General features: G+C 38.3%; 20 protein-coding genes and 1 pseudogene. 8 read left to right on the top strand and 13 right to left on the bottom strand.

Features of this window, described 5'->3' with window-relative positions; all coding sequences use genetic code 11:
• Window positions 1-52: 52 nt before the first annotated feature.
• The 13 genes and pseudogenes from PCY17_RS04685 to PCY17_RS04625 all read right to left on the bottom strand — a co-directional run bounded on the left by PCY17_RS04685 (window position 53) and on the right by PCY17_RS04625 (window position 6,378).
• Window positions 53-277, bottom strand: a complete 225-nt coding sequence (locus PCY17_RS04685; RefSeq protein WP_301392036.1) for a multidrug transporter MATE — start codon at window positions 275-277, stop codon at window positions 53-55.
• 9 nt (window positions 278-286) lie between these two features.
• The gene (locus PCY17_RS04680; RefSeq protein WP_000167063.1) at window positions 287-517 is read right to left on the bottom strand and encodes a hypothetical protein; all 231 of its coding nucleotides are present in this window, start codon (window positions 515-517) and stop codon (window positions 287-289) included.
• A complete protein-coding gene (locus tag PCY17_RS04675; protein WP_301392035.1) occupies window positions 510-956 on the bottom strand; it encodes a thioredoxin domain-containing protein in 447 nt (148 codons plus the stop codon). The genes PCY17_RS04680 and PCY17_RS04675 overlap by 8 nt, the downstream gene beginning before the upstream one ends.
• A complete protein-coding gene (locus PCY17_RS04670) occupies window positions 953-1,375 on the bottom strand; it encodes a hypothetical protein (protein ID WP_301392034.1) in 423 nt (140 codons plus the stop codon). Before PCY17_RS04670 ends, PCY17_RS04675 begins: the two co-directional genes overlap by 4 nt.
• Before the next feature lie 15 nt (window positions 1,376-1,390).
• Entirely contained in the window at window positions 1,391-1,594 is a 204-nt protein-coding gene (locus tag PCY17_RS04665) for a hypothetical protein (protein WP_000878299.1), read from the bottom strand.
• 8 nt (window positions 1,595-1,602) lie between these two features.
• Window positions 1,603-1,764: a hypothetical protein gene (locus PCY17_RS04660; RefSeq protein ID WP_009730755.1), complete on the bottom strand. Its 162-nt coding sequence runs from the start codon at window positions 1,762-1,764 to the stop codon at window positions 1,603-1,605.
• Window positions 1,765-1,852: 88 nt separating this feature from the next.
• On the bottom strand, window positions 1,853-3,355 hold the full coding sequence (locus tag PCY17_RS04655) for a primase C-terminal domain-containing protein (protein WP_254727998.1): 1,503 nt from the start codon (window positions 3,353-3,355) through the stop codon (window positions 1,853-1,855).
• A gap of 47 nt (window positions 3,356-3,402) precedes the next feature.
• Window positions 3,403-3,969, bottom strand: a complete 567-nt coding sequence (locus tag PCY17_RS04650) for a hypothetical protein (RefSeq protein WP_301392033.1) — start codon at window positions 3,967-3,969, stop codon at window positions 3,403-3,405.
• A 10-nt stretch (window positions 3,970-3,979) separates the two neighbouring features.
• Window positions 3,980-4,222: a hypothetical protein gene (locus PCY17_RS04645; RefSeq protein ID WP_049510615.1), complete on the bottom strand. Its 243-nt coding sequence runs from the start codon at window positions 4,220-4,222 to the stop codon at window positions 3,980-3,982.
• Window positions 4,223-4,291: 69 nt separating this feature from the next.
• Complete coding sequence (locus tag PCY17_RS04640) at window positions 4,292-4,729, bottom strand: hypothetical protein (RefSeq protein ID WP_049510616.1); 438 nt, start codon at window positions 4,727-4,729, stop codon at window positions 4,292-4,294.
• Between the two features lie 54 nt (window positions 4,730-4,783).
• A pseudogene (locus tag PCY17_RS04635) lies at window positions 4,784-5,706 on the bottom strand (DNA cytosine methyltransferase).
• A 7-nt stretch (window positions 5,707-5,713) separates the two neighbouring features.
• Window positions 5,714-5,872 (bottom strand): hypothetical protein, encoded by a 159-nt coding sequence (locus tag PCY17_RS04630; RefSeq protein ID WP_164497031.1) that lies wholly within the window; start codon window positions 5,870-5,872, stop codon window positions 5,714-5,716.
• A gap of 5 nt (window positions 5,873-5,877) precedes the next feature.
• The gene (locus PCY17_RS04625; protein ID WP_254728000.1) at window positions 5,878-6,378 is read right to left on the bottom strand and encodes a modification methylase Sau96I; all 501 of its coding nucleotides are present in this window, start codon (window positions 6,376-6,378) and stop codon (window positions 5,878-5,880) included.
• Between the two features lie 301 nt (window positions 6,379-6,679).
• Here PCY17_RS04625 and PCY17_RS04620 point away from each other — a divergent pair, with 301 nt between their 5' ends.
• From PCY17_RS04620 to PCY17_RS04585, 8 genes are all read left to right on the top strand, one after another.
• Window positions 6,680-6,895 (top strand): hypothetical protein, encoded by a 216-nt coding sequence (locus PCY17_RS04620; protein WP_000492029.1) that lies wholly within the window; start codon window positions 6,680-6,682, stop codon window positions 6,893-6,895.
• Between the two features lie 333 nt (window positions 6,896-7,228).
• Window positions 7,229-7,912, top strand: a complete 684-nt coding sequence (gene tsaB / locus PCY17_RS04615; protein WP_000865685.1) for a tRNA (adenosine(37)-N6)-threonylcarbamoyltransferase complex dimerization subunit type 1 TsaB — start codon at window positions 7,229-7,231, stop codon at window positions 7,910-7,912.
• Complete coding sequence (gene rimI / locus PCY17_RS04610) at window positions 7,909-8,346, top strand: ribosomal protein S18-alanine N-acetyltransferase (RefSeq protein ID WP_000569810.1); 438 nt, start codon at window positions 7,909-7,911, stop codon at window positions 8,344-8,346. The genes tsaB and rimI overlap by 4 nt, the downstream gene beginning before the upstream one ends.
• On the top strand, window positions 8,336-9,346 hold the full coding sequence (gene tsaD, locus PCY17_RS04605) for a tRNA (adenosine(37)-N6)-threonylcarbamoyltransferase complex transferase subunit TsaD (RefSeq protein ID WP_000655078.1): 1,011 nt from the start codon (window positions 8,336-8,338) through the stop codon (window positions 9,344-9,346). The genes rimI and tsaD overlap by 11 nt, the downstream gene beginning before the upstream one ends.
• Before the next feature lie 103 nt (window positions 9,347-9,449).
• Window positions 9,450-10,313 (top strand): Rgg/GadR/MutR family transcriptional regulator, encoded by an 864-nt coding sequence (locus PCY17_RS04600; RefSeq protein ID WP_000572862.1) that lies wholly within the window; start codon window positions 9,450-9,452, stop codon window positions 10,311-10,313.
• Window positions 10,314-10,428: 115 nt separating this feature from the next.
• Entirely contained in the window at window positions 10,429-11,094 is a 666-nt protein-coding gene (locus PCY17_RS04595) for a CPBP family intramembrane glutamic endopeptidase (protein WP_301392032.1), read from the top strand.
• 70 nt (window positions 11,095-11,164) lie between these two features.
• On the top strand, window positions 11,165-12,391 hold the full coding sequence (locus tag PCY17_RS04590; protein ID WP_301392031.1) for an MFS transporter: 1,227 nt from the start codon (window positions 11,165-11,167) through the stop codon (window positions 12,389-12,391).
• Between the two features lie 183 nt (window positions 12,392-12,574).
• A complete protein-coding gene (locus PCY17_RS04585; RefSeq protein ID WP_009013588.1) occupies window positions 12,575-13,183 on the top strand; it encodes a hypothetical protein in 609 nt (202 codons plus the stop codon).
• Window positions 13,184-13,198 lie beyond the last annotated feature (15 nt).

Below are 13,198 nucleotides of genomic sequence, written 5' to 3'. Positions count from 1 at the left end.
AATGGATATATCCTTTCTACTCTATGTGAATTTTTGTTTTTATACTAGTGCCTTACCTCCGTTTCTCATTCTTCTTACATCCTTTCCAAATAAATGAAACCTTACTTTTCGGCCAAACACTTTTTAGTAACATTAAGAACGCTAATGGCAGCCTTTTCGTTTTGATTTCATTTCCAAAGTTATCACATATAGTTATCCTGAAGAGCGGTACAAACCAGATCGCAATCAAGATAGTTCCAACCACGCCATGCGCAATAGCATTTAAAATTTGATACATACTGCCTCCTTAAATACAACCTAACTTTTCAGGTGCCAAATCCAATGTTAGCCAAAGAGCCTCATCTTGAGAAATATGTGTTAGTCTTCCTCCCTCATCATTAAAACGATGTAGGGTAAACGTTCCATCTGATAATTTTCCTAAAACAACCATTCCTTCATTTGTCCTAGTACGCCATAGTTCACAATCATTTTGAAAGGCTGTCTCGGCCCATTTACTTAGCTTTACCCTTTTAGTCATTTATGGCCTCCTGAATACTTTTCTCATCTGCTACAATCTTTTCCTCTGAATCTCTTGAAGCATATAGATATTTCTTTATTTTTCCCTTACGAATCTTGATGATAGTTGCAGCTTTTTCAACCTGGTATTTTTCTACCAACTTTTGACCTTCTTCTGTCTGAGTGTCAATGTAAAATGTAGGATAGGAACCTTTATTGGCTGCATCTACAACTACACTTTTTCCAACCTGACAGTAAGGACAATTTTTTTTATAAAATACTAGGTTTACATTTTGATCAAGTACAGTATTCTGGTATTCTTTCTGAGTAAGGTGAGGATCATAATCTAAGATAAAATAATCTTTATACAGCCTATATCCTCCTAAAACTGCGAGACTCACAAGTAAAATGACAAGAAGAGCCCCTAGAGCTAACTTAACATGCGTAAAAAGCTCTTTCATCCTATCTCCTCCTCATCCATAAAATCAAATATGGAACCTTGAACATAATCAATCTTGGCCAATTCTTTTATTTCTAATTTCAAATTAGTGAACGTTGTCATCACTTCTTGAAAGAGTAAAGGATCAAATTCCTCGGAATCCAATACACGGACAATTGGCAACATTGGATAATGATCTCTCAACTCCTCCTGCAGGTAATCTGAAATCATTTTATCATTCGAGATAACACTATCTACTCTAATGATCGCTGGAATGCTAGAAATACTCTCCTCGTTTTGATAAAAAGTTAAAGCAACATCCCTTGCAGAAACAGACTCAAATTTTAAGTTATCCGATGAAAGTTTAAAATAATAAGCCAATGGTTCCTGACCAACCCCTGTTAGATAGTATCCTCTAATAATTTTGAATAACTCTGACATCGACCTTTCTCCTTCCTAACAAACTTTTAAAAGTCTAAACGGAGCTTGATACACATCAGGATAGTGAATCAATCTCTTTTTTCTTTGTTCAGGAAGTGGTTTACGGTAATGCTTTTGAAGATACTGAAAAGCTAGCCCTAATGTATCAAAAACTAAAACTTTATTCTCCCCATTACAAATATAGTCACCTAATTCAAAACTGAAAATTACGTACTTCATTCTTCTTCTCACTTTCTATTTTCGCCAACCATTGCCAATAGATCTGTCTCTAATTCAAAATCATATCCGTTTTCTAAACGAACTCGTTGACGAATACCTATAAGTGAGAAAACTAATAAAGATCCTCCAACAAATATAAGACTAAATAGTCCAGCTAAAATCAAAATCATATCATTCCTCCATAGATTATTTTATATACATTTATATCTTGGTAATAATCGTAGATATAAATGTAAGGCAGTCTGCGGGTTTTTAAAATTATCCAATATCAAGCTCAAATAGAGATAGTTGTTGTGTTTGTTTAAAGCCATCTTTAACCCTTTCTATCACTCTCTGAGTGAACTCTATACTTTCTTCAAAGAAAGCAGCAATATTGGCCATATAAGCCTCCTGACGTTCTTTCTTCACCTTGATAAGGGAAAGGAAGATTGCTTTGATAGAGGCTAATCTGATGCCTCCTCCACGGCCGTGTTTGACTGTAAAGAAGATCTTTTGTTCTGTTTTGAGAACCTTCAATACTTTGTCTAATGAACGCTCAGGAATATTCAACTTCTCTCGTATCTCTTTTTTTGTCGTCTGGATAAATGGATCCTCAGATTGATAGAAGCCTTCTAAATAGGCCATTACGTCTGTTTTCCATTCATGAAGATGACTATTCTTTCTGTCAGCACGTTTCTTCTTAAACTTGTACCAACGTTGCTTCACAAAGAGATCTGAAGCCTTGAGTTCCTGATTGACCCATGCTTTACATAAAGTCATTACATAGTCACGACTAGCAGCTTCATATTTTCCTGAGTAGGCGCTTGTAATAATCTTATGATATTCAGCTGAAGAGAGTGGTTCGTCTAGATTTGCATTAAAACTAGAAAGAACCTCCTCACATTCTTCCTGATCGATTCCTGAAGAGAAGTTGGCTAAAGCTAGCGTGAAAAGAACGTTGTTTCTTCCCATCAAGGCTTTTCCACCTTTGATATTCCCCTCTCTCATCAGCAATTGATACCAAGGTTCATCAATCTGTTTCACCCCTTCAGAACCTGAAATAACCGTCAAATTGGGCTTTTTACTTGGGAAGGGAAGATCTGATTGCTTCATTGACCAATCTAACCACTCCTGGAACGAATAGGTATAATCAGCATCAAAGAATTCTACATTATCAGTTCGAGGAATCCGAGCAATCCCAAAATGGTTACAAGTCAAGTCTACTGGTAAAGTTTGAGCAAAGTAATTTCTCAAATTTTGAGAAATCGCTTTGGCCACCTTTACCACTCGAAATTGGGAATGAGCTGTAACATAGGCTGATTCTGAGAGAACAAAATAGGCTTGAAATCCTTTATCAGATTTTAGAATCAACGTCGGCATAAAACCTAGCTCCAGGGAAGCAGTTAAAATATCTCCTGTTGTCATTTCTTCAGCTGCAGAGGTAATATCGAAGTCAATGTAGAATGTGTTAATCTGTCTAAGATTATCCTCAGAGTGGCCACGTGTAATCCGTCGACCAGCATCACTATAGCTTCCGTAGCAATATACGTTAGGAGTCCAGTGTGTAAATTGATCCTGGTTCTCCAGCAATGATTCGACAGAGGTTAAAACAACACCACGTGCCTTCACCATATTCGCTTTTGAACGATAAGCAAATACAGAGCCTCGTCTTCCTTCTTCAGCTGAAGAGATGAGCTGTAGATGGCTATTCTTAAATTTTTGTGTTCTTAATCCGTCTTTTGTAATGATGGATAAGCATTTTAGTAAATCAATCTTTTTCATATTTAATTTCTCATTATTTAAACAATGATAGTGGAGATAGCAATAATCTAAAAAGAAAATAAATCAATAAATTTTTGACAAAAATCAATTATGAGATTTAATAATTTCAAAAGTAGTTCAGCATTGAAAATATATAGAAGAGCAACGACCAGTATCATTGCTAACAAGATCATTAAACTATACCTTAAAAAATTTACGGATTCTTTTTTACTGTCTGGTAAATTTGCAACCCTTTTTTCTTTCTTATCCTGTAATTCTTTGCCAAATAATTCATAAGAGTACCTTACCATTATCCAAAGAGATAAAGCCCCACTTCCCAACACTGAGATAATGAGTAAAACGACTGTATCAATGACTATGACAAGTAAAAATCCCAATAACATGAACTGCATTATTTTATTCTCAATTAATCCAGAACTTATTAACGACATTGAAATCCAGTTGCCGAGATATATTAGAAGATAAGAATAAGAAAAAGGGACAGCTATAAGCGAGATAAAGCAAAGAACTATATTACCCAGCACTTTCCGCAAACTCTTAGAATAAAGAATGTTTTCCCTTATGGATTTCAATCTATCCTTTGCTATGAAAAAATAATAATACAATACTGTCATACTATGCCTCCTATTTTAGCTCAAATGAATTTATAAGATACGGTAACAAATCAGCAGACGATAGGTATATCATTCCCCCTCCTACAATAATTAAAAAGATACTCACCATCCATTCCCAAGTAGTTAGATTTGGAAAGAAATCTTTCTTACCACTCCAGCTAAGTGTGATGTCTGTATTTTTAGCTATGATAAATACTCCATTGAACGAAATGCACACTCCTACAACAAACAATACAATAAAACCAAAAATCATATAATTTCCTCCTTGCTTATTTCTAGGCTTTTAAAATAAATAAACTAACAAATAAAATGGTGATAGAAACTATCTACCGTAGTGAAGTTCACCTTCACTGTCCTCGTATTCGAGCCAGTGGTCCATAACATCCGGACCTTCTTGTAACTCACGTCCAGTAGGAGAACACCACTCCTCATTTCCATTAGATGTTTCAAACACCTTTTGAAAAACACCATTTCGGTCAACGTCCACAAAGCGTGGATATGTAACAGTAATTTCAGGCGGTTTTGGGAAACTCATCCAATAAATAACATTACTACAAGTATTTTCAAAACCAATGCCATCGTTAAAATCAACCCAGATATCTGTATACACTTCTTCGCTTTCACTTGTGTAAACAAGAACCTCTTCGTCTAATTCAGGGGTTTTCCCGTCCCACATGAATTCAACTTCATCTCCGTATTCCTTTTTTTCTTCGCTAGTAAGGGGTCTTTGTGTAATTTTTTTCCAGTCTGTATTTTTCATATTTCTTTCCTCTTATGTTCTTCCTCATTTATTCAACAATTCTTCTGATAGCAACTATTCTATAAGTATTTCCAATTCCTTTGCGATAGCAGCAATGACACTCACAGTCACGCTATTTCCTGCTTGCTTGTATAATTGACTGTTGCTATTCACTTCTTGCGCCTTATCAAAAGCCCAATCTGGAAATCCTTGTAATCTCCAACACTCACGAGGTGTCAACTTTCTGATCCTAAATCCATCTGATAAATAATTATTTTCCTGATAGCTATTCCTAGTTAAAGTAGGAGCGATGTCATGTTCTCCACCTTGGTTATAACCATGACCACGTTGGATTATTTTAGGTTCTTGCCCACCACCTTGCATTGTGGATAGAGTGGGAGCTAGTCCATTTGTATCATATACTCTTGAGTTTTGGTCATGATTTCCAGGCAATTTCCCTGCGATTAGAATTCCATGCTTATCTTGCGTAGTCAAAGTAAACATAGGTTCTTCGTTAGACTTACACCTGCACCCATTTTGTCGTTTATCCGTGCAATCAGGAGTTAAAACAGGTATGGCTATCTTTTGCCCCTCTCCCTTGTTGGTTGTGAGTGTGGGAGCCAATCCAGCTGATTCATAAACCTCTCCATTCATCCCATTTCCTGAAGGATGGATGTTTCCGATAGACCTCACTTTCTGCGATTTACTTTCAACAATGTACGCCCCTGCTCCTTGTGAGTTGCCATATCTGGTTGTAATGGTATTGCTGTACTGCTTTTTGATTGAATTAGCTTGCTGGCAACTTTTTGAGAGAGGAAAAACTCTTCTGGTACTGCTGTGATGTCATGTAGTTCTATTTCTCCTTTCGTATCGTGTATAGCTTTGTAGCTAGCTCTTGCAAATTTGTCTATTTCGCAAAATCCTATACATTCGTGACCAGCGGACTCCATACCAAGACGAAAGCCACCGATACCTGCAAACAGATCTAGAAATTTCATATGATTTTTAATTTCTTTCATCATTAAACCCCAAAAAACAGTGGCTACAAATAGTCTCATCTCGATCCATCCACCAACAACTACCCCATTTTTCATCAACACAAGGGGTAGTCCAAGTACATCCGCATTTTTGACAAATACCTTTCTTTAATACTGCTTCTTTCATGATAATTACTCCTCATTGATTCTCATACTTTTAGGTAGCTTTTTACTCGGTAAACAGTAACCTTCGGATAAGTCCCTTTTGCCATAAAATTCAGGACTACTTGTCATTACATGGTCACTTCTTCTCCATCCTCTACGAAGTTGTTTGTAAGATAAAGAAACACGCTTCTCAATTTCTTTAAAACTAAATCCCAACTTCAAATATGTTGTTACAATAGTGGTAGCATGTTCTTTGGACTCTTCGCTTCTTGTTCTTCGCTGAAAGTTAATCTGCTTATCTTCTTCATTTAATGCTATCTGATAGGCAATAAACAACTTCCGCATTTCCATAATTTTATGTTGCCAGGCTAAGCTGTAAGGTTGTCCTGAATATCGATTCACCAAGTCCTTTACGGGTTGTTTAAATTTCATCTGAAGAGGATCGAATTCGCCAAGGTCAGAAAATGGATCAATGAAACCTAGTGGTTCGCTTTGAATTAATTCATTGTATAGCGCTTCTCTGTCCATCCTAATTTATCTCCTTCTGTCAAATTCACGTCATTGAGTCAAATAAGCTTAATTGGATGGTTGTAGGCGCTTGTTCGCTGTTTCCATTCTTATCATGATCGATAACGTCAAAGATTTCTAACGTGTCTAAATTCATTACAATCTCTAATCCTACCATCGTTGAACTCCTCTCAAATAGAATTTTAAGCGAACAAAAAAGAGAACAGATTTCTCTGTTCTCCTAAAAATATTGAATTATTTGATTTTCTAAAAACTCTTACCACTTACTATAAAAATAGGAATACCAAAAGGAGGATTAAGAATGTTTAGTTTGTTTGAATTTGCAGTAGGGGTTCGCCTCTTGATGTTTGTAGTCTTTGTAGCTTGTGTCTATGGGGGGAATGCCCTGTTTGTTCATCTGGAACACCGCAAAACAAAGTTCCTTTGGAAGCTTGCTTTTGTGACGCTCTATTCAATTTTTCTCCTCCTGGTTACCTATGTTGTCTGGCTCGTTTTCTACTTTGGTTTAAATGCCTAAAGTCAATTATTCCTCTAGATATACAGAAAATCCACCTCGTCTTGATAGATGGGATGGACTTTTTCTATTTTTAGGTGATATCTTTATTTTTACGACGATGTTCTTTCGTATCAAAAATCGAGTTGAAACATAAATGCCTGATCCAAATTTTTTACAAAGAACTTTTCAATTTCCTTGTTCACTTTTCTATTCAAAAAAGCTACAACTTTTTTGAATTTTTTGTGCAGAATTGCTTGTTTAAGTGGCAGGAACTTTTGTTTCAAAATAAAGAAAATTCCCATGCGCTGGCTTTTGTAGTATAATAGTAAACAGACAAAAAGATAGGAATGTGTTATGAAAGTATTAGCTTTTGATACGTCCAGCAAGGCTCTTTCTCTAGCCATTTTAGAGGACAAGCAGGTTCTTGCCGAGACGACGATTAATATCAAGAAAAATCACAGTATTACCCTTATGCCAGCCATTGATTTTTTGATGGCCAGTCTAGATTTGACATCAAAGGATTTGGATCGAATCGTGGTCGCTGAAGGGCCAGGTAGCTACACGGGCTTGCGAATTGCGGTAGCAACTGCCAAGACCTTGGCTCATACCCTGAACATTGAGTTAGTTGGGATGTCTAGCCTATTGGCTCTGGTGCCACGCCAACAAGAAGGCTTGGTGGTTCCTATCATGGATGCACGTCGCAACAATGTTTATGCAGGATTTTATCAAAACGCCAAACCAGTCTTTCCAGAAGCGCACCTGTCTTTTGCGGAAGTGCTAGAGCAGGTCAAGGATGCTGAACAGGTAACCTTTGTCGGAGAAGTTGGAGCCTTTGTGGAACAGATCCAAGAACAACTACCTCAAGCTAGCTATCAAGAAACCTTGCCAAATGCAGCTAATCTAGCTCTTTGGGCCTGGGACGAGGAAGCAGACTCCTTGCACGACTTTGTGCCAAATTACCTCAAACGTGTTGAAGCTGAGGAAAACTGGCTCAAGAACCATACCGAGTCTGGCGGGTCTTACATTAAACGCCTATGATAGAAATCAAACGAATCCAAAAACAGCCTGAACTAGCTAAAACCATCTACGCTGTCATGGCAGATGTTTACCCAGTCAGTCCTTGGACGCTGGAACAAATCCAAGCAGACCTGTCCCAAGACCAAACTTGGTACGCTCTAGCTTATGATGGAACAGAAGTGATTGGATTTCTAGCTGTGCAGGAGAATCTCTTTGAGGCAGAAGTCCTGCAAATCGCTGTCAAGAAAGCCTATCAAGGACAGGAAATAGCATCAGCCTTGTTTGCAACATTGCCGACAGACAAGGAGATTTTCCTCGAAGTCAGAAAGTCAAATCACCGAGCGCAAGCATTTTACAAGAAAGAAAAGATGGCGGTCATCGCTGAGCGAAAGGCCTACTACCATGACCCAGTCGAGGACGCCATCATCATGAAGAGAGAAATAGATGAAGGATAGATATATTTTAGCATTTGAGACATCCTGTGACGAGACCAGTGTCGCTGTCTTAAAAAACGACGACCAGCTCTTGTCCAATGTCATTGCTAGTCAAATTGAGAGCCACAAACGTTTTGGGGGCGTAGTGCCAGAAGTAGCTAGTCGTCACCATGTAGAGGTCATTACAGCCTGTATCGAGGAGGCTCTAGCAGAAGCAGGAATTACCGAAGAGGACGTAACAGCCGTGGCCGTTACTTATGGACCAGGCTTGGTTGGAGCCTTACTAGTTGGTTTATCAGCTGCTAAGGCCTTTGCTTGGGCACATGGACTTCCGCTGATCCCCGTGAATCACATGGCGGGCCACCTCATGGCAGCTCAGAGCGTCGAGCCTTTGGAGTTTCCCTTGCTAGCCCTCTTGGTCAGTGGTGGGCACACGGAGTTGGTCTATGTTTCCGAGGCTGGTGATTATAAGATTGTTGGGGAGACACGAGACGATGCGGTTGGTGAGGCCTATGATAAGGTTGGCCGTGTCATGGGATTGACCTATCCAGCAGGTCGCGAGATTGATGAGCTAGCTCATCAGGGGCAGGATATTTATGATTTCCCTCGTGCCATGATTAAGGAGGACAATCTAGAGTTTTCATTCTCAGGTTTGAAGTCTGCCTTTATCAATCTTCACCACAATGCCGAGCAAAAGGGAGAGAGTTTGTCCAAGGAAGACCTGTCAGCATCTTTCCAAGCAGCAGTCATGGATATTCTTATGGCCAAAACCAAGAAGGCCTTGGGAAAATACCCTGTTAAAACTCTGGTCGTGGCTGGTGGCGTGGCAGCTAATAAAGGGCTCAGAGAACGCCTAGCAGCTGAAATCACAGATGTCAAGGTCATCATCCCACCCCTGCGCCTTTGCGGAGACAATGCAGGTATGATTGCCTATGCCAGCGTCAGCGAGTGGAATAAAGAAAACTTTGCAGACTTGGACCTCAACGCCAAACCAAGCCTCGCCTTTGATACCATAGAATAAAGAGTCAGTTTTGAACTGGCTTTTTTACTCCGGAAAATGTCAGAATATTTTGACAAATCTGTAAAAATGATGATATAATATGTAAAAATTAGGAGGTGGTCAGATGATTGAGAGAATGGAATTGGGAGAATTTTACAAGGAATTGCGGCTGGCGAGAAGGCTCAAGCAGTCAGATGTGGCTTGTGAGGGTCTGACAGCATCCCAGCTATCCAAGTTTGAACTAGGGCAGTCTATGCTGTCTGCAGATAAGCTGATTCTAGCTATCCAAGCGATAAATGTGACCTTTGATGAGTTTGGACACAAGCTTAACAACTATCAAGAATCACCACATATGCGAATTGGTCGAAAGGTTGTGGATCGTTTTGCCCATCAAGATATAGCAGGCTTAGAGCAATTATTAGAGGAGGTCGAGCAAGAACAGATGGCGCAGACCTATCGTCGTTTGAACGCTATTGTGATTAAAGATGCCATTCATTCCTTGGATAAAAACTATCTGCTAGAAGAGGAGGATAGCGAGTTTTTAACTACTTATCTCTATGCTATTGAGTCTTGGACCTGGTTTGAACTCTATATTTTTTGCAATACCATGCCCTTCTTAAGTAATCAAGATCTGATTTTTTTATCCACCTCTTTACTTGAAAAATCTAAGGAATTTAAAGAGTTGGTACACAATCAATTGTATATGAAAAGTGGTTATCTTAATATCATCTCAGAGCTCATGGAGCGCAAACTTTTTTCCTATATTCCAATTTTTGAAGCTGAGTTGGAGAGTATGCTCCGACCATACGATGTTTTTGAGAAAGTATCATGGCAATTTTTAAAGAAATTGAGCATTTTCCTTCAAACCAAGGGAAGCAATCAAAAAGAGATTGAAAAATTTATCCAATCTCTGCAAGTATTAGAAAATCCCCAATTAACAGCTCTTTTTGAACTACGCTTACAGCAATATAAAGACCTTATCGATTAACAAACGATCGCAAAAATGAAATTTCTATAAGAAAAAATGTCAAATATGCGATTTTCTAAAATAGGGCATTTTTCGTGTTATACTGTCTTTATTTCATAGTATAGGAGAAAATAAAATGAAAAAGATAATCTCACGCTACTACTTGTTTGTAACTATTCTACTTGTCATTGCTGACCAGTTCTTCATTCGTTTGCTTTTACATAGCGATCTTGCTGCTGGTCTATCCGACTTTTCCTATTATTTGTCGGATATGCTGTTGAATTTTCTTGTGGTTTTGCTTGCTATTACTGTTATGGTTTGGTCAGGTAAATGGCAGAAAATTAACAGTCGAAAATTTAGAGGTTCCTATCTTTTTTATTCCTTTTTAGCTCTTCTTGCTTTTGTTATTTGGAATTTCGTCACATTTTATCTTTTCCCATCTACCAAAAATGAAATTGCTTATCAACTCGCCATTCCGACTTTTACAGGGGCTACAACATTTTTGATGTATTTTTTCTATCCTGTAATTGCAGGTCCCATTTTTGAAGAGATAATTTATCGTGGATTGGTGATGACCGCTCTGGAAAAAGGGAAGAAATGGAGACTGGATGTGCTTGGATCTGCTGCTTTGTTTGGAATCTTGCACATTAGTAATCATGGTTGGGTTTTGACAGACTTTTTCTCATATATGGGTGGCGGTCTCATATTTGCAGTCTTATTTAGAGTAACCAAGTCCATTTATTGGCCTATTGGACTGCACATAGTCTACAATGGCATTGGTCAAATTTTACCGTTGCTGTAATTTTAGGTGCTCAGCAATATCGGTCTATTCTTGGGGAAAAGTTCCCATTTGAATTCAAAAAGGAGTTGCGATGAAAGTATTTATTCAAAATAGAGATTTTAGGCAGTTAACCATCAACCAGTGGATTTCAACGGTTGGGGATACGATTTTTTATCTTGCTTTTTTGAATTATGTGGCAGACGCTTCGTTTGCCCCCTTGGCGATTTTACTCATTACGATTTCAGAGACTGTTCCTCAAGTTCTGCAAATCTTTATGGGAGTTTTGGCTGACTTTCAACACCATCGTGTTCTAAAGTATACGCTTATTAGTTTTGTCAAATTTGTACTTTATTCTATAGTTGCACTTTCGCTTTCAGGGCAGTCCTTTTCCTTATGGCTCGTATTCTTTATTTGTTTAATGAATCTCTTGTCGGATACATTGAGTTACTTTTCAGGAGCCATGCTAACTCCTATTTTTATAAGAATCATTGGGAAAGAACATCTGACAGAAGCCATTGGTTTTAAACAATCAACAGTTAGTTTAGTTCGGACAATCAGTAATATTCTAGGAGGGATTTTACTAGGAATTCTTTCCATTCAGTTCATTTCCTTGCTAAACGCTCTGACGTTTCTGATAGCATTTGTAGGTATTCTTCTCATAAAAAATGATCTTTTGAAAGTTGAAAAAACAATTAGCTATCAAGAAGGTCTTTCTATAAAATCGTTTTGCCAGCATTTGTTCCAATCATCGAAATTGATCTGGAATATGGATAGAGTGATCTTCATTTTGTTTATCGTCTCTATCAGCCAAGCTGTGATCAATGTCACTGTTCCTATTTCGACTCTTTTTTTAAGAAACCAACCGTTTTTGAATTTACAAACTGGTCAATCACTCGCTTTGTTATCAACACTAGAATTGTTAGCACTTATTGTCGGAAGTCTTGTGAGCGGCTATCTGAAAAATACGATTTCTATAAAAACAGCTCTATACGCTTCGGTCGTCATCCAGTTACTCCTTCTAGTAGGATTTGCCACAGTTCATTTTGGCTTGATTCTGCTTTTCAGCTCCTTGGATGCCTTCATCGCAGGGGTACTCTCTCCTAGATTGCAAGAACTCGTCTTTAAACAAATACCTGAGGAGTCAATGGGAGCGGTTCAATCCTCTATCGGTGCTATTACGGTTGTTTTACCAAGTCTATTCACAATTGTTTTCGTAACGATTGCTACAAGTTTTGGGACCCTAGCGGTCAGCTTTATTCTATTGCTATTACTCCTAACCGCATTTGTCATGCTCTTGAATATTCGTGAGAGCATTTAGCGGAGAATTTGCATAATATGTGTTTGAGACTGGATTGCCAGTCTTTTTCTTATCTCCAATATCTAATAGTAGTCCCTACTCAGTCCATTGTTACCTTAAATGAAAAGTAATTTTAGAATCTAATCACGGAACCCGACTCTATCAAAGTTTGTCAATCCTAGACTTTTCTTGTATAGTAGATATATGAAAATTACAAAAATAATCAGTAGTCTGCTTGCTATTGGAGCTTTACTCATGCTTTTATCAGCTTGCCAGAATATCAAAAAGACACAACTGGTCTTGTTTGAATCCCTTTCGTTCGGTATGTCTCCTAAATCTTTTGAAGAAGGATTGGGAAAGGCTAGCGAGGTAGAGGAAGAAAAGGAAACAGCTTATCGTGATACTTGGCGTGCAGAAGATCCGTATTTCTATAAAACAGGTCGCCTTTTCTATCACTATGAGCAGATTACTTTGAAAGGCTATACTGGTCGAGCAACCTTTACATTTTCAAAATCGCATCACTTGGAAACAGTAGCGGCTTATTTTCCCGTTACCTCAAAAGCTGAGCAGGAAGCATTGCTCGATAACTTATCCCAGACTGTAAAAAAAGAACTGGAAGAACTCCCAGATTACCAGTCTATGACCACTGATCCGGTAGGGCTATACGATGACGGTTATCGCTACAAGGTCAAATTGAAGGGACAACAGTGGGAACTCTGGGTTGATGTCTATCCAACAGAAAATAAATATGCTACAGACACAGAAACCGATAAGTATACTATCCGAGTGGATCAATTTCTTATGTATCCATGATACTCCCTCTTCAGC

It is taken from the genome of Streptococcus sp. SO2 (assembly GCF_030440025.1).
Note: the sequence above shows the minus strand (reverse complement) of the source record. Positions and strands in the feature narration are given on the sequence as shown.